The organism is Faecalibacterium prausnitzii, from assembly GCF_049532945.1.
GTDB lineage: Bacteria > Bacillota > Clostridia > Oscillospirales > Ruminococcaceae > Faecalibacterium > Faecalibacterium prausnitzii_N.
The window spans coordinates 856,454-879,656 of record NZ_CP186691.1 but is presented as its reverse complement, the minus strand read 5'-3'; the positions used below and the strand labels follow the sequence as shown (position 1 = coordinate 879,656).

General features: G+C 60.7%; 23 protein-coding genes. 13 read left to right on the top strand and 10 right to left on the bottom strand.

From position 1 onward, the window contains the following. Positions 1-106 precede the first annotated feature (106 nt). The gene (locus tag ACNQFG_RS04400) at positions 107-763 is read left to right on the top strand and encodes an ECF transporter S component (RefSeq protein WP_423406141.1); all 657 of its coding nucleotides are present in this window, start codon (positions 107-109) and stop codon (positions 761-763) included. 83 nt (positions 764-846) lie between these two features. On the opposite strand, the gene ACNQFG_RS04395 is transcribed toward ACNQFG_RS04400, so the two are convergent. From ACNQFG_RS04395 to ACNQFG_RS04350, 10 genes are all read right to left on the bottom strand, one after another. After that, the gene (locus ACNQFG_RS04395; protein ID WP_423406140.1) at positions 847-1,701 is read right to left on the bottom strand and encodes a putative RNA methyltransferase; all 855 of its coding nucleotides are present in this window, start codon (positions 1,699-1,701) and stop codon (positions 847-849) included. Beyond that, a complete protein-coding gene (locus ACNQFG_RS04390; protein ID WP_423406139.1) occupies positions 1,676-3,616 on the bottom strand; it encodes a DEAD/DEAH box helicase in 1,941 nt (646 codons plus the stop codon). The genes ACNQFG_RS04395 and ACNQFG_RS04390 overlap by 26 nt, the downstream gene beginning before the upstream one ends. A gap of 67 nt (positions 3,617-3,683) precedes the next feature. Continuing rightward, entirely contained in the window at positions 3,684-4,976 is a 1,293-nt protein-coding gene (locus ACNQFG_RS04385) for a DUF1015 domain-containing protein (protein WP_423406138.1), read from the bottom strand. Positions 4,977-5,020: 44 nt separating this feature from the next. Next, positions 5,021-6,142, bottom strand: a complete 1,122-nt coding sequence (locus ACNQFG_RS04380) for a putative glycoside hydrolase (protein ID WP_423406137.1) — start codon at positions 6,140-6,142, stop codon at positions 5,021-5,023. Between the two features lie 26 nt (positions 6,143-6,168). Beyond that, complete coding sequence (locus ACNQFG_RS04375; RefSeq protein ID WP_423406136.1) at positions 6,169-6,777, bottom strand: Rnf-Nqr domain containing protein; 609 nt, start codon at positions 6,775-6,777, stop codon at positions 6,169-6,171. Next, positions 6,774-7,499: an Rnf-Nqr domain containing protein gene (locus ACNQFG_RS04370; protein WP_423406135.1), complete on the bottom strand. Its 726-nt coding sequence runs from the start codon at positions 7,497-7,499 to the stop codon at positions 6,774-6,776. The genes ACNQFG_RS04375 and ACNQFG_RS04370 overlap by 4 nt, the downstream gene beginning before the upstream one ends. Then, the gene (locus tag ACNQFG_RS04365) at positions 7,496-8,500 is read right to left on the bottom strand and encodes an RnfABCDGE type electron transport complex subunit D (protein ID WP_423406134.1); all 1,005 of its coding nucleotides are present in this window, start codon (positions 8,498-8,500) and stop codon (positions 7,496-7,498) included. Before ACNQFG_RS04365 ends, ACNQFG_RS04370 begins: the two co-directional genes overlap by 4 nt. A gap of 13 nt (positions 8,501-8,513) precedes the next feature. Continuing rightward, entirely contained in the window at positions 8,514-9,164 is a 651-nt protein-coding gene (rpe, locus tag ACNQFG_RS04360) for a ribulose-phosphate 3-epimerase (protein ID WP_423406133.1), read from the bottom strand. 242 nt (positions 9,165-9,406) lie between these two features. After that, positions 9,407-10,921 (bottom strand): HAMP domain-containing sensor histidine kinase, encoded by a 1,515-nt coding sequence (locus ACNQFG_RS04355; protein WP_423406132.1) that lies wholly within the window; start codon positions 10,919-10,921, stop codon positions 9,407-9,409. Further along, on the bottom strand, positions 10,921-11,619 hold the full coding sequence (locus ACNQFG_RS04350; RefSeq protein WP_005938284.1) for a response regulator transcription factor: 699 nt from the start codon (positions 11,617-11,619) through the stop codon (positions 10,921-10,923). The genes ACNQFG_RS04355 and ACNQFG_RS04350 overlap by 1 nt, the downstream gene beginning before the upstream one ends. Before the next feature lie 336 nt (positions 11,620-11,955). On the opposite strand from ACNQFG_RS04350, the gene ACNQFG_RS04345 reads away from it, so the two are divergent. The 12 genes from ACNQFG_RS04345 (at position 11,956) to ACNQFG_RS04290 (ending at position 23,181) form a co-directional block, all read left to right on the top strand. After that, positions 11,956-13,149, top strand: coding sequence for a hypothetical protein (locus ACNQFG_RS04345; RefSeq protein ID WP_423406131.1), 1,194 nt, complete (start codon positions 11,956-11,958; stop codon positions 13,147-13,149). A 127-nt stretch (positions 13,150-13,276) separates the two neighbouring features. Beyond that, positions 13,277-14,167, top strand: coding sequence for a Fic family protein (locus ACNQFG_RS04340; RefSeq protein WP_097792969.1), 891 nt, complete (start codon positions 13,277-13,279; stop codon positions 14,165-14,167). Positions 14,168-14,463: 296 nt separating this feature from the next. Beyond that, complete coding sequence (gene ruvC, locus ACNQFG_RS04335) at positions 14,464-14,976, top strand: crossover junction endodeoxyribonuclease RuvC (RefSeq protein WP_005943476.1); 513 nt, start codon at positions 14,464-14,466, stop codon at positions 14,974-14,976. Positions 14,977-15,083: 107 nt separating this feature from the next. Beyond that, entirely contained in the window at positions 15,084-15,695 is a 612-nt protein-coding gene (gene ruvA, locus ACNQFG_RS04330) for a Holliday junction branch migration protein RuvA (RefSeq protein ID WP_097774244.1), read from the top strand. A 3-nt stretch (positions 15,696-15,698) separates the two neighbouring features. Beyond that, a complete protein-coding gene (gene ruvB, locus ACNQFG_RS04325) occupies positions 15,699-16,754 on the top strand; it encodes a Holliday junction branch migration DNA helicase RuvB (protein ID WP_423406130.1) in 1,056 nt (351 codons plus the stop codon). Positions 16,755-16,771: 17 nt separating this feature from the next. Then, a complete protein-coding gene (locus tag ACNQFG_RS04320; protein WP_349935760.1) occupies positions 16,772-17,647 on the top strand; it encodes a class I SAM-dependent methyltransferase in 876 nt (291 codons plus the stop codon). 96 nt (positions 17,648-17,743) lie between these two features. Next, entirely contained in the window at positions 17,744-18,583 is an 840-nt protein-coding gene (locus ACNQFG_RS04315; RefSeq protein ID WP_423406129.1) for an energy-coupling factor transporter ATPase, read from the top strand. Positions 18,584-18,598: 15 nt separating this feature from the next. Then, on the top strand, positions 18,599-19,519 hold the full coding sequence (locus ACNQFG_RS04310) for an energy-coupling factor transporter ATPase (RefSeq protein WP_423406128.1): 921 nt from the start codon (positions 18,599-18,601) through the stop codon (positions 19,517-19,519). Beyond that, positions 19,513-20,328, top strand: a complete 816-nt coding sequence (locus ACNQFG_RS04305) for an energy-coupling factor transporter transmembrane component T family protein (protein ID WP_423406127.1) — start codon at positions 19,513-19,515, stop codon at positions 20,326-20,328. The genes ACNQFG_RS04310 and ACNQFG_RS04305 overlap by 7 nt, the downstream gene beginning before the upstream one ends. A 122-nt stretch (positions 20,329-20,450) precedes the next feature. Continuing rightward, a complete protein-coding gene (gene truA, locus ACNQFG_RS04300) occupies positions 20,451-21,215 on the top strand; it encodes a tRNA pseudouridine(38-40) synthase TruA (RefSeq protein ID WP_423406126.1) in 765 nt (254 codons plus the stop codon). After that, complete coding sequence (locus ACNQFG_RS04295; RefSeq protein WP_423406125.1) at positions 21,208-22,446, top strand: DUF5711 family protein; 1,239 nt, start codon at positions 21,208-21,210, stop codon at positions 22,444-22,446. Before truA ends, ACNQFG_RS04295 begins: the two co-directional genes overlap by 8 nt. Before the next feature lie 81 nt (positions 22,447-22,527). Beyond that, a complete protein-coding gene (locus tag ACNQFG_RS04290) occupies positions 22,528-23,181 on the top strand; it encodes a hypothetical protein (RefSeq protein ID WP_423406124.1) in 654 nt (217 codons plus the stop codon). The last annotated feature ends 22 nt before the right edge of the window (positions 23,182-23,203 follow it).

The following is a 23,203-nucleotide window of genomic DNA, read 5'->3' as shown; positions in this document are numbered from 1 at the left end:
TAATAGGAGCATACCCGCTGGACACCCAAATGTCAAGTAGTTTTATGGGTAATTTGGAGTATTTCGGTCTCCCGGCAGGTCTTTGTGAAAATTGGAGGGAATCATCATGTCAACCACCGCAATGTGGCTGCTTCTGGCAGTCGTTGTCATCGTCATTCTGTTTGCAAGTGTGCTGTACAAGCGCACCTTCACCACCAAGGAGCTGGCCATGACCGGTGTCATGGCCGCTTTAAGCCTTGTGGCCTATCTGTTCTTCCGTGTGCCGTTCTACGGCGGCTCTTCGTTCCATCTGGGCAACACCTTCACCGCCCTGACCGCCCTGCTGCTGGACGGTGTGTCCGGCGGTCTGGCCGGTGCCATTGGTCTGGCGCTGGCCGATATTCTGGCCGGTGACCCGGGCTACGCCGTCACCACCTTTGTGCTCAAGTTCATCATCGGCATCACCTGCGGTGCCGTGGCGCACAAGGCATTCAAGCTGCGCGACCTCGACAAGCACAGCTCCGGCTATCTCGTCAAGGTGATCGTTTCTGCCGGTTCCGGCCTGCTGCTGAACGTGCTGACCGACCCGTTCCTGGGCTACTTCCGCAATGTGTACATCTTTGGTCAGGAATACACCGTGGCACAGGCGCTGACCAAAATTGCAGGCGGCGTCACCTTTGTAAACAGCGTGGCCTCCACCGTGTGTGCGGTCATCCTGTACCTCGCCCTGCGTCCGGCCCTGGAGCGTGCCGGTCTGCTGCCCAAGGGGGAGAAGAAGAACTAAGCCTTTCCCCTACCTCTCCACAGGTCTCTACACAAAAGCCCGCCCCGGTGCCGCACATCTGCGCAGCACCGGGGGCGGGTCATTTATTGCTCTTTTTCAAATACGAGGAAGCGGAACGCGATGTCGGTGGTCAGCTCCGGCAGAGCGGCCAGACGGGCCGCGCCGTCGCGGGGCGTTTTCCAGTAATAGGGTGTCATGGCGAACAGCGCTTCCAGCTGGGCGGCGGGCACCGTGATGGTCCCGGAGACCTCCCGCTCCCCGATGGGGCGGAAGCCTTCATACGCCACCTGCTGCACCGGGTTTTTATAGGGCTTTTCGTAGAGCACGGCCTTCATCTGGTACAGATGTTCGGCACCGGGCACCACATAAATCATCCGTCCGCCCGGGCGCAGCACCCGCAGGAATTCCTCCTGTGCAAAGGGCGAAAAGCAGTTCAGCAGCAGGTCGGCCCAGCCGGTGCGCACCGGCTGGCTGAAGCTGGATGCCACCGCATACTGTGCCGTGGGCAGGGCCTTGGCCGCCAGTCGGACTGCCGGTTTGGCGATGTCGAACCCCGCCAGCTCCAGCGGTTGCCCAGCCGCATCAAACTGCCGGGCGATGCAGCGGTCGTACCAGCCCTCGCCGCAGCCTGCATCCAGCAGATGCAGCAGGGCCTCCGGCCCGGCCGGGAGCCCGTATTCCAGACACAGCTCCCCCACCGCTTTGCCAAAGATGCCGTAGTATCCGGCATTCAGGAACGCGCGGCGGGCGGCCACCATCTCCTTGCTGTCGCCGGGGGCCTTGGTGCGCATGCTCTGCACCGGCAGCAGATGCCAGTAGCCCTCCTTGGCGCGGTCAAAGCAGTGGCCGGAGGGGCATTTCAGATCCTGCTCCCCGGTCAGCGGCCCGCCGCACAGCGGGCACTGCCATGGCTCATACTTCGTCGCTGTGGTCCTCAATGGGTGCAGTTGCACCGCCGTGGGCGTTCATATACTCCTCAAAGTTCGTGAACTTCTGCTGCGGCGGACGACGGCTGATGAGCATAAGGCCCGGGTCTTCGTCCCGGCTGGGCGCACTGTTCCGGCTGCGGCTGCGGGAGGCCTCCTGCTTCGGGGCACGGGGTGCGCGGGCGGGCTGGCCCGCATTGCTGCGCTCCGTGCGGCCCTTGCCGGTGTTGGCACTGCCTGCGGCGTTCTGTGCCGGGCGGGCCGGGCGCTCCGTCCGCTCGGTGCGGCCCCCGCGAGCCGGGCGGCTGGCGCTGCCCGGCTGGGCATTGCGGCGGCTCTGGCTGTTCGGGGCGGTCTGGGCGTTCTCGCCTTTGGCGCTGCCGACCGGGGCTGCCGTTTTTGCGGCGGGCTGGGCTGCGGGCGCATTGGGCTTTTTGGCCGGGCGCAGCGGAGTGGCCTCCGGGGCGCTCACAAAATGCGGGTCAAACTTGGGCTGCGCATTGCTGCCGCGGTTCGGGGCGGCATTGCTGCCCTCGCGGCGGGGGCGGCTGTTGTTGGAGCGGCGGTTTTCGCTGCGCCCGCCGGGGGTGCGCTTCTGGTTTTCATCCATGGATGGTTCCTCTTTCGGTTGAGATTTCATCGGCTCTGCCTTGGCAGGCAGCCGTTTTTTCTTTTTGGGCCGAGCCGGTTTTGCCGCTTTGGCGGGCTTTTCCGGCTGGGCGGCAGGCGCTTCGGCCTCCGCCTTGGGCTTTTTGCCGCGCACCGGCGGCTCCGGGCGCACCGGCGCGGGCACGCCGTCCCACGGGTGGCCGCTCACCACGGGAATTTTGCGGCGGTTCAGCTTTTCGATGCCTGCCAGATACTCCTGCTCCTCAGGTGCACAGAAGCTGACCGCCGTACCGTCGGCACCAGCGCGGGCCGTGCGGCCGATGCGGTGCACGTAAGTCTCCGGTACCTCGGGCAGGTCGTAGTTGAACACATGGGACAGCTCGCTGATATCGATGCCGCGGGCGGCGATATCGGTGGCTACCAGCACCTTGGTCTTACCGGCCTTGAAGTTTTCCAGCGCGGTCACGCGGGCGGTCTGGCTCTTGTTGCCATGGATGGCCGCCGCCGGGATGCCCTGCTTGGTGAGGTCTTTTGCAATTTTATCCGCGCCGTGCTTGGTGCGGCTGAACACCAGCGCGTTCACCACCGGGGGCTGCAGGTTCTTGATGAGCCACGGCAGCAGGAATTTCTTGTTGCCCTTTTCCACATGGTACAGGCTCTGCTGGATGCGGTCCACGGTGCTGGACACCGGGTCCACCTTGACGAAGGCGGGCTTGCGCAGGATGCCGGCGGCCAGCTGTTCGATCTCGGTGGGCATGGTGGCGCTGAACATCAGGTTCTGACGCTCCCCGGGCAGCTTTGCGATCACCTTCTTCACATCGTGCACAAAGCCCATATCCAGCATCCGGTCGGCTTCGTCCAGCACAAAGATCTCGATGTGGGAGAGGTCGATGAGGCCCTGCCCCACCAGGTCGTTCAGGCGGCCGGGGCAGGCGACGAGGATATCGACGCCCTTCTTGAGGGCCGCGACCTGCGGTGCCTGGCCCACGCCGCCAAAAATGACGGTGCTGCGCAGCTTGAGATACTTGCCGTAGGCATCAAAGCTTTCGCCGATCTGCAAAGCAAGCTCACGGGTAGGGGTCAGGATCAGGGCGCGGACGGCCCCTTTCTTTTTGGCCGGGGCCGCCGTCAGGCGGTCCAGCATGGGCAGCGCAAAAGCAGCCGTCTTGCCGGTACCGGTCTGGGCGCAGCCCATCAGATCCCGGCCGGACAGCACCGGCGGGATCGCCGCCGCCTGAATGGGCGACGGGGTCTCATAGCCTGCCTCCTGCACAGCGCGCAGAAGCGGGGCGGACAGATTCAATTCTTTAAATGTCATGGTTCTCCTATTGTCCATGAAATGCTTCCGCCTCGCCCTGCCGAGGAGGCCTTTGCATTTCATTCTGTTACTCTTTGATTTTCCGGCACTCGATGTAATACCGTTTTTCCTCTGCGTGGCCCATGCTGAAGGTCTTGCGCGGCAGCACGCCGCCCATCACAACGCCTTTGAACAGGTCACTCTTGGCAAACGGCGGCATCAGGAATGCCACGCCGCCCTGCTTGCACAAAGCGCGGACCGCAGGCTCATCGTGGACGTAATCCACGCGGGCCTCAATGTGGCGGGCCATGAAGTATTCGATGAAGGCGTCGATGGTGCCGACGGTCAGCGGGGCCACGGGGTGCTCGAAGCTGAGCACATTGGCGACGTGGGGGCCTGCCAGCGTGAAGGACTGCTGCCGGGCATCGCCGAAGCAGATGCCTGCATTGTGGGAGTCGCTCCACGCGATGAGGGCCAGCAGCACCGCTGCGCAGTCCACATTGAACAGCACGCGGTGGATCGGCTCGATCTCGATCGCAGGCGAGTGCACATTGCACACCTCGGCCAGACACCAGCGGGCCGGATGGTTTGCTGCCTGCTCCGGTGTGAGTGTCTTTTTCAGCTCCTCCCAGCAGGCCTTTGCAGTGGCCAGCGAGTGGTTGCCGTCGCCCACGGCCAGTGTCAGCGGGGCTGCGCCCCTGGCCTGCGGATACCGGGCATCAAAGACTTCCTGACGGCCCAGCCCCTGCAGGGCCGCATCGATCTGGGCCAGCAGAGCCGGGTCTTCCACAGCCCAGCCCGCAATGTGGCCGCCGCCCAGCATCAATTCGCCCTCGTATACCTTGGGCAGTTCGGCTTTATGCGCCGCCACCGGCTCGATGAGGGTACAGCCGGGGTCGTCCGCCAGCATCATGATGTGGGGTGTTTCTAGGCTGGCCCCGCGCCGGACAGCCATCCGGGGCGGGATGCGGCTCTCGACCGTGTGTTCGCTGGGGCGCACCTCCGGCTGGGCACCCTCGGCGTAGCTGTAGGCTTCAAGGTCGATCTTCCCCACCAGCCCCTGCCGGATGCGGCCGCTCTGCTCGGTGCGCTCCACGTAAACAAAGCCGTCCACCGCGCGGGTCAGCACCGTGCGGAGATAGTCGTCCATGGTCTCATGGATCTTCTGGATGCGGCCGGTCACGCCGCTCTCTTCCAGATAGACCTCCGGCAGGATCATGTTCAGGGTGCTGGGCGAACCTGCCGCCGTCCGGGCCGCTTTTTCCCAATAGGAGCGGTCGCTCGTAAACTGATCGCAGGCAATGCAGCCCCACTTTTCCAGCGGGATATTCTCCGCCGGGAGCAGGATGTGTGCCGGAGAAAAGCACGATGTTTTGTTCATATCACATTCCTCCCTCTCGCGTTATTGAAAGGAAACCGTAGTTTTTATTCGTAGGATCCGGCCGCATTGTCCCGCACGACCACATGCTCGACGCCCGCTTCGGTCTGCGCCTGCACCAGAGCAGCGCGCTCCTCGGCGGTCATGGTGGAGGCCGAAGGCACCCGCACCACAAGGTTCTTCACGCCCAGCTGTGCGGCCGGGACGCCCAGTGTGCTGGAGGTGTCGGCCACCTCGGCCAGCGTATAGCTGTACCACAGGGTCACACCGTTGCCGAAGCGCTGCTCCCAGACCGCCATATCGGCCCGCAGCTGGTCGGCACGGCTCACGCCGTTGGTGGTGCCATAGTCCTGCTTGCTGCTGGTGGAGGCCGGGAACTGGACGTTCTCCAGCACCATCTGCTCAAACCCGGCAGTGTGCAGCTCGTCGATGAGGTCGCCGATGTACTGGACGGCTGCGTCCGCATAGGGGTTCAGCCAAGGCTTGCCGTCGGCAGACGCCTTGTTGTCCAGCCAGAGGTAGGCCTGCCCCTTATATCCAATGGCCATGGCGTGGTCGGCGCGGGCACCGGCCGGGTCGCGGAAGGCGGCGAGCTTCGCCACCGGGATGAGGCCCTCTTCCCGGAAGATGGCGGCCACTCTGGCCGGGTCCACAGTCACGCTGGCCGGGCTGGCCGCAGCGGCGGGCACCTGAGACGCATAATAGACCACGCCGGTGGCGTCCTTCAGGGTCACGACGGCATATTTCACGCCCTGCGAGGCCAGCTGCTGCGCCGCAGCGCGGATGGAGGCATCCTCGGTCAGGGCCGTGATGTCGGCCTCGGCCCAGCTGCCCTCCACGATGGCGGTGCCGTCCACAGCGGGCGTCACCACCTCCGGCTGCACCTCCGAAGAAGCGGCCGGTTCACTCGCCGCAGAGGACGCCGGGCTCTCCGCCACGGACGATGCGCTCGCGCTGGCGGGGGAGGAGGCGGAAAGATCCCGGTTGCGCACCACGGTGTACCAGGTATGCGTTGCCCAGTCCAGCACGTGGGGTGCTGCCAGCCAGGCTGCGCCCAGCACCGCCAGCACCAGCACCACGATGCCGATGCCTTTTTTGATGCGTGTGCCGCGGCTGTAGAAGCTGCGGCGGTAGCGCTTGACCTTCTGACGTTTCGGATATTTTGCCATAATCAACCACCCTCCCTTGGGGTCTTTTACAGGATCACAGAATGTCCGGTGAAACCATAGATCGCCAGTGCCAGCACGCCGATATACACCAGCGTGATGGGCAGGCCGCGGAATGCTTCCGGGATGGCCTTGCTGCGCAGACGGTTCTGTGCTTCCGTCACCAGCATGACGGCCAGCAGATAGCCCAAGCCGCTGCCCAGGCCGAAGCCGAGGGATTGTTCCAGCGTGAAGCTCTGGGTGCGCTCGACCAGCACTGTGCCCAGCACACCGCTGTTGACGGCGGCCACGGGCAAGATGCGGATGAGCTGGCCGCTGCGGGGGCCTTTTGCCAGCTTGAGGACCAGCAGCTCAAACAGGCAGACCGCCGCGATGCAGGTCAGGTACATCACCGGGCGCAGCTGGGCGCGGTTGGGCAGCGGGGCAATGAAACTGCCCGCAAAATAGGCCAGCGGAGCCACCAGCACCTGCGTGATGCAGAGCATCAGGGCAAACCACCAGCTGCTCGTCCGCTCGTCGCCGACGAGCTGGACCAGCCGGGACACGCCCAGGCTGCGGGTGAAAACGGCGTTCTGGGCAAAGATGGCCAGAACGGCATAGCTGAAGAAGACGCCTACCAGGTGCAGCACGTCGCTCATTGTTCTGCCTCCTTCCGGTTCTCCTGCGGATGCACGGCCAGATAGCCGCGCGCCTCATTTTTCAGGTATTTCTGCCGCTTGCGGGCCAGTGCACGCCATACGGCGCACAGCACACCCAGCACGATAAAGCCGCCTGCCGGCATCCCGGCCATGGGCAGGACGGAGCGGCTGAGCGGGATGCCGAACACGCTGCCGAGGGCCAGCCACTCGCGCACACAGCCCAACAGCAGCAGGATCAGCGCATAGCCCACCGTGATGCGCAGGCCCTTGGAGACAGCCTTGCGCACCGTCTCCTGCACGCGGCCAAAGCGGTAGGTCAGCAGCGGCTCCACCGTGAGCAGGGGCAGGTAGATGCCAAGGCTCAGCAGGCTGGTGCTGAACAGCATATTCAGGATGGGATACACCGCCAGATACACCACGGCGGCGCTGCCGCTGTAGACAAAGGCGCGGGGCAGCAGTTTCTTTTCCAGCTCTTCGGGGGCCGGGCGCTCGTCCCGCAGGGGGCACAGACGGCTGAGCAGGCAGGCCAGCACGCGGGAGGGCACCAGCAGCAGCGCCACCGCCACCGCCAGCATCACCGCATTCTGGCCGCTGGTGGCAAGCACCACCAGCGGGGCAAGGCCCATGCCCTGCATGACCACCGGGTTGTTTTTGAAGATGCGGTCATGGTGTGCGAACTTTTCGGGGTCGCGGGTGATCATTTCTGCAACGTGACGTTTCATTCCGCATCCTCCTTCCAGCCCAGCAGACGGTACAGGCGGGTCTCGGTGCGGTCCAGCCAGCCGGAAATGCTGTTGACCGCCAGCAGCGCAAAGCACACACCGGTCTCATACACGCCATAGTAGCGGAAGCCCATGGTCGCGGCACCCACCAGCACACCGTACAAAATGCGGCCGATGCGGTGATGGGCACAGGTATAGGGCTCGTTCAGCAGAAAGACCGCGCTGAACAGGATCGCGCCAGTCAGCAGCTCATCCCGCACACACTGCAAACGGGGGAGCAGGCTGGCCGCAAAGGAAGTGTCCAGCAGGCCCACCTGCCGGGGGAACAGAAACGCGATGAGAGCGCTCGTCACCAGAAAGCTGACGGCTGCGCTCAGGCGGGTATCCTTCTGATACCACAGGAACAGGCCGCAGGCAAGGATCACCAGCGCAGCGCCAGTGCCCATGGGAGCAGCATATTCGCCCAGACCCAGCGCCAGCGAGCCGATGTTCAGCATGCCGCCGCTGCGCAGGGTCCGGGAGATGGTATCCGACACCGGCACAGCCGACGCATCCCACAGGGGGATGGCGGTATACGGCTGGGGGTACTGGAACACCTGTTCCGGCCATGACACTGCCGCCACCACATAGCCCACAGCAGCCGGGTTGAAGGGGTAGCTGCCGTAGCCGCCAAAGATCTCCTTGCCGATGAAGACACCGGCCAGGACCGCCGCGATGAGGACGTACCAGTCCACCGTGACGGGCATGAGCAGCGCGATGAGGAGTGCGAAGCTCTCGCTGGAAAAATCGTTGGACTGGTAGACGCGGCGGCGCAGCAGCGAAACGAGACGGTCGCACAGGTTGCCGGCGATCACCGCCGCGCCGCAGAGCAGCAGCGGCCGCAGCCCGTAGAAGTAGCAGGACATGCACAGCAGCGGGACGGCCATCCAGCAGACATGCCGGTAGTAGCGGCCCGTCCGGGTCAGTTCCCGCTGCTGCGCCCGGATCAATGTTTCATCCATGGCTCAGCACCTCTCACAGGGCAGCCAGACGGCGCACAGCCGCCGCCGGGTCTGCCGCACCAAAGACGGCGCTGCCCGCCACCAGAATGTCCGCACCGGCCTCCACGCAGAGCGGAGCCGTGGCGTCGTCCACGCCGCCGTCCACTTCCAGCAGGTAGTGTGCGCCGCGCGCTTCGCGCTCCGCCTTGAGCCAGCGCAGCTTGTCCAGCGCCGAGGGCATGAACTTCTGTCCGCCGAAGCCGGGCTCCACGCTCATCACCAGCACAAGATCCAGCTGGTCAAGATACGGTGCCAGCGCCTGCGGCTCGGTGCCGGGCTTGATGGTCAGCCCCACCTTGCACCCCTGCGCCTTGATGGCGTCGATGGTCTGCTGGATGTCGTCCTCACATTCCAGATGGAAATTCTGCAGCGTGGCCCCCGCCTTTGCAAACGGCTCGGCATAAGCCAGCGGATGGCTGATCATCAGGTGCACATCATAAAAGGCATCCGGCAGATTTTTGTGCAGGCTCTTGAGCACCGGCACGCCAAAGCTGATGTTGGGCACAAAGTGGCCGTCCATTACGTCGTAATGCAGCATCTGTGCACCGGCATCCAGCACCATGCGGCAGTCTGCACCCAGCTTCGTGAAATCGGCTGAAAGGATCGAAGGACTTACAATCGTCATGTTCGTTTGTACTCTCCGTTATTTTTTCAAAAAGTTTTGCCATGCGTCCTGTTTTTGTGCTCCGTACAGGGACAGAATTCAGGGTAGACATAGCTATTCTTAGTTTACATGAAAACGCAGAAAAAATCAAATCCGCAGCCGTGTTTTTCACGGAAAAGTCGCAAAAATCCCTTTTGCGGCCCCCATCATGCAAAAAACAGCCAAGCCGTTCCACGCTACGGAACAGCCTGGCTGTGCAGGATTCAGTTGACCGGCTTCATGCTGGCGGGGTCTTCCACCGGCACCGGACGGCCTGCTTCGTCGGGCAGGCGCTTGATCTCGCCGGGGTTGGGCGGGCAGGTGGGCAGGGTGAACACGAACCGGCACCACTCGCCCTGCTGGCTCTCCACCCGGATCTGCCCGCCGGAAAGGTTCACCAGCACCTTGCAGATGTTCAGGCCAAGGCCAGCGCCCCGGGCGTGCAGGCCGCGGGAGCGGTCCTCCTTGTAGAACCGCTGGAACACGTAGGGCAGCGCCTCCGGGCTGATGCCCTGACCGGAATTCCAGATGGAGATCTCGGCTTCCGGGCCAAGCTTTTCCACCCCGAAGCGGATGGTGCCGCCCGCAGGCGTAAACTTGATGGCGTTGTCCAGCAGGTTATACACCACCTGATGGATCAGGTCGGGGTCGGCGTAGACCAGCACCTTTTCGTCCATGGTCAGGCCGTCGATGTCGATCATGCCGTCGTTGATGCGCTGCTCTGCCGAGAGCGCTACGCCGGTGATTGTCTCCCAGATGTTGAACATCCGGGCATTCACCTGATATTCGCCGCTTTCCAGCTTGGAAAGATCCAGCATGTTCTGGATGAGCCGTGCCAGACGGCCCGTTTCCTCACTGACCAGCTGCAGGTAGTGGTTCTGCATATCCGGCGGGATGGTGCCATCCAGAATGCCGTCCACAAAGCCCTTGATCGTGGTCATGGGGGTGCGCAGCTCGTGGGCAATGTTGCCCATGAACTGACCGCGGGAGTTGTCGTTCATCTGGATGTTGTCTGCCATGCGGTTGAAGGTGTGGGCCAGGTCCACGACCTCGCCTTCACCCTCGACCCCCTCGACGCGGACCGAGAGATCCCCTCCGCCGAACCGCTGCGCGGCCTCGGTGATCTTTTGCAGCGGGTCGGTGAGCTGGCGCATCAGGACGCTTGTCAGCACACTGGCGCAGAGCAGCATGATACAGGCCGAGAAGAAGAAGTTCGACCAGAACTCCTCCTTGAAATCGGTCAGCCGTGCACCGGACGAGCACAGGAAGAGATAGCCGCTGCAAGCGCCGTTGTCGTCCATCATTTTCCGCACGGAAACGTAGCTTTTTTCGGTCAGGACGCCATCCAGCGTGCTCAGGACATGGTAGGGCTTCTCATCCCCCACCCTGGCCATCAGGGCTTGCGGCACGGCATCCTCCGCCAGCTGCGCCGGGTTGGAGGTGATGAGGACATGGCCGTCCTCATCGGTCAGGAACAGATAGGCCTCTGCGCTCTCGCCGATGATCTCCAGCTTGGTGTTCAGTGCGTCCAATTCCTCGCCCTTGGGCAGGGCCGCCTGCTGGACCACGTAGTCTGCCGCCCGCCGGGTGACCTCGGCCACGCTGTCCAGCGCTTCGTACCGCTCCTGCGCAAAGTAGCGGTTGAACAGGACCCACTCCGAGCAGCCCATCACCGCCGTGCCCAGCACCAGAAGGGTCGCCACCACCGAAAAGAAGGTGACGGAAATACTTTTGCGCATTACTGACGCACCTCGAACTTATAGCCCACGCCCCATACGGTCTTCAGCTCCCATTTGTCGGAAGCACCGGCCAGCTTCTCGCGCAGGCGCTTGACATGCACATCGATGGTGCGGCTGTCTCCGTAATACTCAAAGCCCCACACCTCGTCCAGCAGCTGGTCACGGGTGTAGACGCGGTTCGGATGGGAGGCCAGACAGTTCAGCAGTTCCAGCTCCTTGGGGGGAGCCTCCACCACCTTGCCCTTGACCCGCAGCTCATAGCTGTTCATGTCCAGACGCAGGTTGTCGAATTCGATCACGCCCTCGGTGCTCTCGGCAGCAGCCGTGGTGGTCTGGCAGCGGCGCAGCACCGCCTTGATGCGGGCCACCACTTCCTTGGCATCAAAGGGCTTTACCATGTAATCGTCTGCACCCAGCTCCAAGCCCAGCACCTTATCAAAGGTCTCGCCCTTGGCCGTGAGCATCATCACCGGGGTGTTGCCCGCCTTGCGGATGCGGCGGCACACTTCCAAACCGTCCATCTTGGGCATCATCACGTCCAGCAGCACCATATCGGGCTTGACCTGATTGAACTTTTCCAGACCTTCTTCGCCATCGTTTGCCACCGTGACCTGATAGCCCTCCTTGGTCAGGTACAGCCGCAGCAGCTCGCAGATATTGGTATCGTCGTCCACAACGAGGATCTTTTCGTTGGCCATGAGTGTTCCTCCTGTATCCATGTAGCGTTCTTAAAAATCGTCCCACAGCCTGGGACGGGTGTTTCCAAAGAGTCCCTATCTTCTATTATACGGAAGAGTTATGACAAAATAAAGAAGGATTTGTATGATTTTTGGGATTTGGGTGAAAATGGGCTTCTTCAAAATTGGAAACCCTTTTCTCAAGTTTTTTTATTTTTCGTCAGACCCTCTTAATTTTCTCTAAGAAAGCGTCCCATCTTCGTTCATTTATGCCATTGGAATTTCTTTCAAGATGCAGTATCATCTATCCATCCACTTCCGATCCACTTATTTCTACGTTATACGGAGGTTTATTTTATGTTGACGCTTTTACATTCTTTTCTCGAAAGCTACATCGACCCTTACTTTGCCGAGATTGTTTACAATTGGAATGAACTTGTATTGAGCATCATCGGCGGAGTTTCAACCATCGTTTCTTACTATTTCCCTATTAATTCCAATTCAAAGCACAACACTCACTTCGCCGCTGTCGTGTTTCTTCTGTTTTTAACAGTTACAGGTTACACCTATTACTGTAATCAGACCTATACCCGCCTCCCGACTGTCACCTATATGGCAGATTCTTACGAAACGGTTCGTCAGAAACTGCCATATAGTTCCCCTCGTCTTAAAATCGATTCGAATTCTCAAAAACAATACCAGAATGACCCAAATTTATCTTCTTCTTGTTTTCGAGTGCTCTTTATGTCGCCTGCGCCTGGAACTTTCCAAAAGAAAGATGCCCCGGTCACACTTTATCTCACCTGGTCCGATAAAATTTATGACACGGAATTTTCTACACCTTCGGGGCTATTCTCGAATCAGCAGTTGGAAAACATGCCGACATTCCATGCAAATCAGTTTACCCTCTATACACATGCAATGGGTGCCCTTCTTCTGTCTCATAAGGAGAGCCCGTTATTTAACTACTCTTATCTTGGTGCGGACCAGGTTGGCCGAGTATCTGTTACCATTTCTCTGTTCAACTATGAAAGTAAGCAGTGTGTTCAATCTTTCCAGATTTCTCTGGGAGATTCTGTAACCTTTTCCGACCTTCCTTCTGGTACATACTATTACACTGCCGTTGCTGATGGATATCGTTCCGTTATCTCCGACCATCCGTTTCATCTTGATGCTTCGTTGGATCAGCTTTCCGATCCATGTACCTGGGGACTCAACATGGAACCCATTTCTTCGGATTATTCTCCCGAATCTAAGGTCCGGCTTGTTGATGCACAAAATCAGCCGCTGGCAAACGTCTCCGCTGAACTTCGTCTTGACATGCAGGATGGTTCCCTGATTGATTTTTACGACTCTCTTCCTGTTTATACCGATGAAAACGGCATTGCTATGATGGCTGACTCTATCAATTCGATTCCCGCATCCTATCCTCTTACGGTTTCGTTGTCTAACCAGTATACATTGTCTGCTTCCTTACTTGAGCAAAATTCGTTCCACCTTGGCTCTTTTGATGCCGCCACTCAGACCTGGACCATCCGAATCGATTCCTAAGAAAACGCAAGACGATTCGCCAACTTTGTCCATTATATATTTATCGGCAAATTCGAACATTCGCAGATGTTCACTATTTGCCTTCTTGCCGATAAAATGGTATAATCATCTCATGGGAGGTGTTCAGATGAACTATCAATCTGTCGCTGATACGGCAAAAGCATGGAATCTTTCCGAGCGCACGGTCCGTAACTACTGTGCTTCCGGCAAGATTCCGGGGGCAGTTCTTACCGGCAAGACATGGAACATTCCGCAGGACGCAAAACGTCCAGAGCGCATCAACAAAAAGCAGCAAGCGCCCCGCGCCCTGCTCGATATTTTGCAGGACGAGATGACCGGACACGTGAAAGGCGGGATCTACCACAAAATTCAGATCGATCTCACCTACAATTCCAACCACATTGAGGGAAGCCGTCTGACCCACGACCAGACGCGGTATATCTACGAAACCAATACCATCGGCATGGAACATGGTGTCGTCAACGTCGATGATGTGGTGGAAACCGCCAATCATTTCAAGTGCATTGATCTGATCATCCGGGATGCCAAGAAGCCCATCCGCGAAGCACTGATCAAAAAGCTGCACTTTACACTGAAAAGCGGCACCAGCGATTCCCGCAAAGACTGGTTTGCTGTTGGCGAATATAAAAAACTCCCGAACGAGGTCGGCGGCAGAAGCACCACTGCCCCTGAACTGGTTGCCCCGCAGATGAAAGAACTTTTAGCCGCATACGGCAGCTCCTCTCAAAAAAACTTGGAGGATCTGTTGGAATTTCACTATGCCTTTGAATCCATCCATCCGTTTCAGGATGGAAACGGACGGGTCGGGCGGCTTCTTCTCTTCAAAGAGTGTCTGCGGAACAACATCGTGCCGTTCATTATCACGGATGACCTCAAGATGTTCTACTACCGCGGTCTCCATGAGTGGAAGTCAGAACGCGGGTACCTGCTGGATACCTGCCTGACCGCACAAGATCAGTTCAAATCTGTCATGGAGTACTTCAGGATCCCCTATTGACAAGATGACCGTGGATGATGAGGCCCTTCTCAACGTGTAAGGAGCACATCTCACATAACATCGTGCATTCTGCGAATATGTGTTCTCCTCTATCCGGCCCACACGGCCAGCTAAGGCATCTCTACGGAGATGTCTTTTTGTTGCAGAAATTCCTCTTGCGCACTCTTCCATAAGCAGGCAGGGTGCTTGTGCGACCTGACAGAAAATGGATTTCCGCAAACTGGTTGTGTTCTCCGTTGCTCTGGCCCATGGATTGTGGTATAATAGATTGATTATAATAGGAAAGGTATCGCAGAATGAGAGTTTTGGGCATCGACCCCGGCTACGCCATCGTGGGCTGGGGCGTGGTGGATTACGCAGGCAACCGGTTTGCGCCGGTGGACTTCGGTGCGGTGTGCACCGACGCGGGCGTGCCGTTCGAGCGCCGTCTGGACGAGGTGTATGCAGGCATCAAAGAGGTGATCGAGCGCACCCGGCCCGAGGTGCTTGCCATCGAAAAGCTGTTCTACCAGCACAATCAGACCACGGTCATCGGCGTGGCAGAAGCCCGCGGCGTGATCCTGCTGGCGGCAGCGCAGGCAGGCCTGCCCATCTACGAGTACACCCCCATGCAGGTCAAGCAGGCTGTTACCGGTTACGGCAAGGCCGTGAAAAAGCAGGTGCAGGAGATGACCCGCGTGCTGCTGCATCTGCCCGCCGTGCCAAAGCCGGACGATACCGCCGATGCACTGGCAATGGCCATCACCTTCTGCCACACCAACGGCAACCAGCTCAACCGCTTTGTCCGCCGTGTGGCCGGGCCGATCTGACCCTCTCACCGGTTCCGTCCGCCTGCAGCGGCGCGGCACCGGAGCTCTCCCGAAGGGCGAACTGAACAGAGGAAAATTGGCCGACACAGAAACTGAGAGGGCTTTAAATGATCTACTGTCTGACAGGAAAAATCGTCAAAAAAAGCATGAACGCGGTGGTGCTCAGCTGCGGCGGTGTAGGCTACTATGCCCAGTGCCCGGCCAGCGTGGCCGGGGCCTTGCCCGGCGTGGGCAAGGAAGCCACCATTTATACCGTGATGAGCGTCACCGAGAACGACGTGAGCCTTTACGGCTTTGCCACCGAGCAGCAGCAGGCCTGCTTTGAGATGCTGACCGCCGTGTCCGGCGTGGGGCCTAAGGTGGGTCTTGCCATCCTGAGTGTGATGGAGCCGGACCGCGTGGCACTGGCGATCTCGGCGGGGGACCACAAGGCGTTCAAGGCGGCTTCCGGCGTGGGGCCGAAGCTTGCACAGCGCATCGTGCTGGAGCTGAAGGATAAGGTCGCCAAGGGCTTTGTGGACGGCATCTCGCTGGAGGATGTGGCAGGTGCTTCCGCCGACACACAGGCTTCTCAGGGCAGCAGTCAGGCCATTGCGGCGCTGGTGTCGCTGGGGTACAGCCAGAGCGAAGCAGCGCTTGCCGTTTCCAAGATCGACGCGGCATTGCCCGTGGAAGAGATCATCAAACTGGCCTTGCGCAGCATGGCAGGCAGGAGGTAAAGAATGCAGGACGAAACTGCGCTGTACGGCGCAAAAATGATGCAGCCCGGCATGACGGCGGCGGACAGCGAGGAAAACAACCTCCGCCCGCAGCATCTGGAAGACTATATCGGGCAGGAAAAGGTCAAGCAGAACCTGAAAATTTACTTGGAAGCTGCCAAGCGGCGCGGCGAACCGATGGACCACATCCTGCTCTACGGCCCGCCGGGCCTTGGCAAGACCACACTGGCAGGCATCATTGCCAACGAAATGGGCGTACAGATCCGTATTACCAGCGGCCCGGCCATTGAAAAGCCCGGCGACCTTGCTGCCCTGCTCACCAATCTGCAGGAGGGCGATGTACTGTTCATCGACGAGATCCACCGCCTGTCCCGTCAGGTGGAAGAGGTGCTGTATCCGGCGCTGGAAGACTATGCGCTGGATATCATGATCGGCAAAGGCCCCAGCGCCCAGAGCATCCGCATCAACCTGCCGCGGTTCACGCTGGTGGGTGCCACCACCCGTGCAGGCCAGATTACCGGCCCCCTGCGCGACCGCTTTGGCGTGCTGCTCAAGCTGGAGCTGTACAGCCCGGATGAACTGAGCAAGATCATCCAGCGTTCGGCAGGCATCCTCGACCAGCCCATCACGCCGGAAGGTGCTTACGAGCTGGCCAAGCGCAGCCGCGGCACGCCCCGCGTGGCAAACCGCTTTTTGAAGCGCATCCGCGACTTTGCCACCGTGCTGGGCGACGGCATCATTGACCGGGATGTGGCCCTGATGGGCCTCAAGCGGATGGACGTGGACGCACTGGGTCTGGACGAACTGGACCGCAGTATGCTGCGTGCGATCATTGAAATGTACAACGGCGGCCCGGTGGGTCTGGAAACGCTGGCGGCGGCCCTCGGCGAGGAATCCGTCACGCTGGAAGACCTGTGTGAGCCGTATCTGATGCAGATGGGCTTTCTGACCCGGACACCCCGGGGCCGCTGCGCAACGCGGCTGGCCTACGAACATCTGGGCCTGAAGGCCCCGGAGAGCGCCTCCCCGGAGGACAACGGCCAGCAGAGCCTGTTTTAAGAGGAAAGGAGGACGCTATGCGCCCTGCAGATACCTGGAAAGACTATGAACTGCTGGATGCCACCGACGGCAACCGTCTGGAGCGCTGGGGTGAGACCATCCTCATCCGCCCGGACCCGCAGGTGGTGTGGAAAACGCCCAAGCAGAGCCCCCTGTGGGCAAAGGCAGATGCTGTTTATCACCGCTCCAATCAGGGCGGCGGCGAGTGGGAGTACAAGCGCCGTCTGCCCGAAAAGTGGAAGATCAGCTGCGGCGAGGGCGAGGATAAGCTCACCCTCATCGTCAGCCCCACCGGCTTCAAGCACACCGGCGTGTTCCCGGAGCAGGCTGTCAACTGGGCATGGTACGCCAAAAAGATCCGTGCCGCAGGCCGCCCGGTAAAGGTGCTGAACCTGTTCGGCTACACCGGCGGTGCCACGCTGGCCTGTGCGGCGGCAGGTGCCACCGTCTGCCATGTGGATGCCTCCAAGGGCATCGTGGCGTGGGGCAAGGACAATGCCGTGGCAAGCGGCCTTGCCGACCGACCCATCCGCTGGCTGGTGGACGACTGTGCCAAGTTCGTTGCCCGCGAAAAACGCCGCGGCAACACCTACGACGGCATCATCATGGACCCGCCCAGCTACGGGCGCGGCCCCGGCGGTGAAATCTGGAAGCTGGAGGACTGCATCTACGACCTCATCAGCCAGTGCGAAGAGGTGCTGAGCGATACACCGCTGTTTTTTGCGGTGAACAGCTACACCACAGGCCTGTCCCCGGCGGTCATGGAATATATGCTCAAGACCACGCTGGTGCCCCGCTTTGGCGGCGAGACCTCCTGCGACGAGATCGGCCTGCCGGTCTCTGCCACCGGCGGCGTGGTGCCCTGCGGCGCAACCGCCATCTGGGAAGAATAAAAGGTTGTACGAAGACTCACCTTTTTGCAAAAAAGATATCGTATAGAATGGGGTACAGCCTTTTGAGAAGGCGCACCACCAGAAAGAGAAACACAAATGGAAGAGACGATCCTGACAGCGAATGCGCTGAAATTCCGCTACGACCCGGAGCAGCCGGTCTACGCCCTGAACGGCGTGTCGGTGGGGGTCCAGCGCGGCGAATTCGTGGCCGTGCTGGGTGCCAACGGCTGCGGCAAGTCCACGCTGGCAAAGCACTTCAACGCCATCCTGCTGCCGGAGAGCGGCACTGTGCTGGTGGAGGGGATGGATACCAGAGACGAAGAGAAGATCTATGATATCCGCCAGACCGTGGGCATGGTGTTCCAGAACCCGGACAATCAGATCGTTGCCACCGTGGTGGAGGAAGACGTTGCCTTTGCACTGGAAAACCTCGGTGTGCCGCCCGAAGAGATGCGCCGCCGCGTGGACGACTCCATGAAGATGGCTGGCATCTATGAGTACCGCGAGCGCGCACCCCACAACCTTTCCGGCGGCCAGAAGCAGCGCGTTGCCATTGCAGGCGTTGTTGCCATGCGGCCGGACTGCCTGATATTAGACGAAGCCACCGCCATGCTGGACCCCCGGGGCCGTGAGCAGGTGATGCAGACCATCCACTACCTGAACAGGAACATGGGCATCACCGTGGTGTCCATCACCCACTACATGGAGGAAGCTGCGCAGGCAGACCGTGTGCTGGTGATGAGCAAGGGCCATGTGGTGATGGAGGGCACCCCCAAAGAGGTGTTCAGCCAGACCGAGAAGGTGCGCTCCCTGCATCTGGATGTGCCGCAGGCTGCAGAGCTGAGGGACGAGCTGGTGAAGGCCGGCATCCCGATGCCGGAGGGCATCATCGACACCGGCGAATGCGCACAGGCTCTGTACGAGCTTTTGCAGTAAGGGGGGCAGACGCAAATGGCAGATATCATCAAAGTAGAACATCTGAGCTACGTCTACAACCCCGGCATGCCCAATGCGGTCACTGCGCTGGACGACGTGAGCTTTACGGTGGAAGAGGGCGACTTTGTGGGCATCATCGGGGCCACCGGCTCCGGCAAGAGCACCCTCATCACCCACATGAACGGCCTGAACAAGCCTACCAGCGGCAAAATTTATATCGATGGCCGCGACCTGTGGGAAGATCCGGAGAAGATCCGGGACTTCCGCTTCCTCACCGGTCTGGTGTTCCAGTACCCGGAATACCAGCTGTTCGAGGAGACCTGTTATAAAGATATCGCGTTCGGCCCCAAGAACATGGGTCTGGACGAAGCCGAGATCGACCGCCGCGTGCATGAAGCCGCCGATTTCGTGGGCCTTGACCCGGCCCTGCTGGAGCGCAGTCCCTTTGAGCTTTCCGGCGGCCAGAAGCGCCGGGTGGCCGTGGCGGGCGTTATGGCCATGAAGCCCCGCATTCTGGTGCTGGACGAGCCTGCTGCGGGCCTTGACCCGGAGGGACGGGACGACATCCTCAGCGAGGTGAAGGAGTACCACAAAAAGACCGGCACCACTGTGCTGCTGGTGTCCCACAGCATGGAGGACATTGCCAAGTACGCCAACCGCGTTCTGGTGATGAGCAACAAGAAAATTGCCATGTACGACACCGTGGAAAAAGTGTTTGCCCGCGCTCCGGAGCTGCTGGAGCTGGGGCTTTCCGTGCCGCAGGTGACGAAGATCTTCCTCAAGCTGCGGGAGATGGGCGTGGATGTGCCCGCTGATGTGTACACCATCCCCTATGCGGTCAAGATGATCCTGGAGGCCAAACAGCGGCGGGATGCGGGCGAAAGCCTCGTCCTGCCCCGTGAGCAGAGCCGGAAAGGGGGCGTGTCCGAATGCTGAGAGATATCACCATTGGCCAGCATTTTCCGGGCAGCAGCCTTGTGCACAAATTTGACCCCCGGCTCAAGCTGGTGCTGACCATCGCCTATATCGTGCTGCTGTTTGCAGCTTCCAATCCGCTGGGTCTGACGCTGTCCATCCTCTTCCTCGTGGCGATGTATGCCGTGGCGAAGATCCCCTTCAAGCTGATCTTGAAAAGCCTGAAGCCCATCCTGCCCATCATCCTTTTTACGGCTGTGCTGAACCTGTTCTTTGTGTCAGGCGAGGGCGAACCGCTGGTGCAGTTCTGGATCTTCAAGATCTACGCCGAGGGTGTGCGCTATGCTGTGCTGATGGCAGTGCGCGTCATGGCACTCATCGCGGGCACCAGCCTGCTCACCTACACCACCAGCCCCATCGTGCTCACGGATGCCATCGAGCAGCTGCTCAAGCCCTTGGGCAAACTGCACTTCCCGGTGCACGAGCTGGCGATGATGATGAGCATTGCCCTGCGCTTCATCCCCACCCTCATTGAGGAGACGGATAAAATTATGAACGCCCAGAAGGCCCGCGGTGCCCAGCTGGACACCGGCAAGATGACCGACCGGGTAAAAGCCTTGGTGCCGGTGCTCATCCCGCTGTTCATTTCGGCCTTCCGCCGCGCGGACGAGCTGGCCATGGCCATGGAATGCCGCTGCTACCGGGGCGGCGACGGCCGCACCCGCCTGAAGGTGCTGCGCTGCGAAAAGCAGGATTATATCGACCTTGCCGTGTGCATCGCCTGCTTTGCAGTGATCCTTGCCTCCCGGCTGGTGTTCCCGAATTTCTAACCACTCCCTCAGTCTGCGTTGCAGACAGCTCCCTCGGAGAGGGAGCCTGAATGCGCGACGGGCGGCAAAGCCTCCCTCAACGAGGGAGGTGGCATCGCGTAGCGATGACGGAAGGAGTATCTATGAACTTTTTACTTACCCTTGCTTACGACGGCACCAATTACTGCGGCTTTCAGGTGCAGCCCAATGGCCGCAGCGTGGCCCAAACCTTTCAGGATGCGCTGCAGGCCGTGCTGGGCAGCCGCCCCGATATCAAGGGCTGCAGCCGCACCGATGCAGGGGTGCACGCGCTGGGCTTCAAGCTCAACTTCCACGCCGATACCCGCATCCCGGCGGCAAAGCTCCCGCTGGCGCTCAACCAGCATCTGCCGCCGGACATCCGGGTGCTGGACGCGCAGGTGGTGCCGGAGGATTTCCATGCCCGGTACGCGGCCCATACCAAAACCTACCTCTACCGCATCCACAACCACCCCATCGACTCGCCCTTCGACGCGAAGTACCACACCCGCGTCCCCCGGCGGCTGGATGAGACCAAGATGCAGCAGGCGGCGCGGAAGTTTGTGGGAACGCACGATTTTCTCGCCCTCTGTGCGGCGGGCAGCTCGGCAGCGGCCCACGGCGACACCATCCGCACCATTACGGATTGCAGCGTTGTGCGAAACGGCGACGACCTGGAGATCACCGTGACGGCAGACGGCTACTTATATAATATGGTGCGCATCCTGGCGGGGACCCTGTGCGAGGCCGGTGCCGGGCGGCTGGACCCGGACGCCGTACCGGGCATCCTGGCCAGCCGTGACCGCAGCCGCGCCGGGCCGACCCTGCCCGCGCAGGGCTTGTTCCTGAAATGCGTAGATTACAAGGGAGAGGGCGAAGCGAATGCGTAAGATTTCCCGCGGCCGTTCGGAAAACGACGAGCCGCTCTCGGCGGGGCGTGTCGAATATCTGGAGCAGGCCCGCCAGCGGGTGCGCACCCGGCGCATCCGGCGGACGGCCGTCCTGCTGGTGCTGCTGACGGCGGTGGTGCTGTTTGCCACCGGCGTGGTGGGCAGCTCGGTGACGATGGCAAAGGACTTCATCGACACGGCCCGCATCGCGCTGCTGCCCGGTTCCGGCTGGCCGCAGCAGACCGGCGTTTCCGAGGTGACGCAGGTGGAGCCGCTGACCGGCAGTTTTGTGGAGCTGGGCAAGGAGGGCTGCGTCGTCTACTCCCGCAGCGGCAAGAAGCTGAACAGCATCCAGAGCGGCTATGCCCGCCCGGCCATTGCTGCAGGCAAGACCCGCTTTGTGCTGTACAACCGCTCCGGCAATGAGCTTCAGGTGGAAAGCCGCACCCAGAATCTCTATACCAAACAGATGGAAAACAGCATCTTCCTCTGCGCGGTGGCCGACAACGGCAATCTGGCCGTGGTCACAGAGGACATCAGTGCCATGGCGAAGCTGCTGGTCTACAACGCCAACATGGAAGAAGTGCTGCGCTGGAGCATGAGCTCCAACGACGGCACCCCGCTGCGGATGGCTTTCTCACCCGACAGCCGGAAGCTGGCGGCGGCCGCCGTCACAGCCAGCGGCGGCCAGATGATGACGAACCTTTACCTCATCAATCTGGCATCGGGGGACCCTGTGAGCATCGCGAACCAGAGCGGTGTGCCCCAGTGGCTGGGCTGGACCTCGGCGTCTACCCTCCTGGCCGTGTACGACACCCGCGTCGTGCTCTACAACGCGGGCGGCGGCGAGCGCGCAGCCTACGAGTTCGCCGGGAACACCCTGAAGGACGTCTCGGTGGATGCAGACGGGCAATATCGCCCTGCTGCTGGGGTCCGGCCAGCTGCATCAGACCGTGCTGCTGGACAAAAACCTGAACGTCCAGTTCAGCGGCTCAGTGGCATCGGCCAACGCCATCGTCCGGGCGGGCAGCCTGTTCTATCTGCTGTCCGACAGCGGGGTGGAGTGCTGCAATGTCTCCGGCGAGCGGCAGTGGAGCCAGACCCTTGCGGCCAAGCCCCAGGCACTTCTGGCCGACGCCAAAGAGCTGCTGCTGTTCAGCGGCAATACGGCGCAGGTGCTGGAGCCGCCGCAGGAGTAAGGGCTTTGGAGCGAGGGGAGAATGCGATTTGATTGGCACTCTGCGGCAGAAAGTAACAAGGATCATGTTGTATGTTCAAGAATCCGTCATTTCTTTTTGATATCCTATGTACGGTGGTCTGGCTCGTTCTGGCCATCCGCTACGCCCGCAAGGGCTTTCTGGCGGGGGTCGTGCAGCTGACGGGCAATCTCATCAGCCTGTTCGGGGCCCGGCAGTTTTCCGGCTGGGCCGCCGGGCAGGTGTTCGAGCGGTTCTTTGCCGGCAGCTTCCGGGACCAGATCGCCGCCAGCATCTCGGCAGAAGGAGCTGTCAGCCTCTCCGGCATCGCGGCCCGGTACGCGGGGTTTCTGCCGGAGAGCTTCCGGGCTTCCATCGTGGCAGCCTGCGAGCGCTCCATCTCCGCCGTGCTCAACGACAACGCCGTCCTTCTGGCCGATGTCATCGTCCAGAAGGTGCTGGCCCCGCTGCTCACACCGGTGATCACGCTGGTGCTGTTCTTCGTGGCATTCGCCCTGCTGCGGATGCTCGTCAGCCTGCTGGTCACGGTGCTGGGCCTTGTGAACAAGCTGCCGGTCATTGGCACGGTAAACCGCGGGCTGGGCTATACGGTGGGCGCACTGGCCAGCCTGGTGGACATCTATCTGGTGCTCTGCGTGGTCTGGGCCATCATCGTCATTACCGGCGGCAATCTCACGGTGCTCAACGATACGGTGATGAGCAGCAGTCTTTACTATAAAGCATTCAATTTGTTCAACCCGTTCCTGTAAACGGGTGGGACCTGAAGGAGGA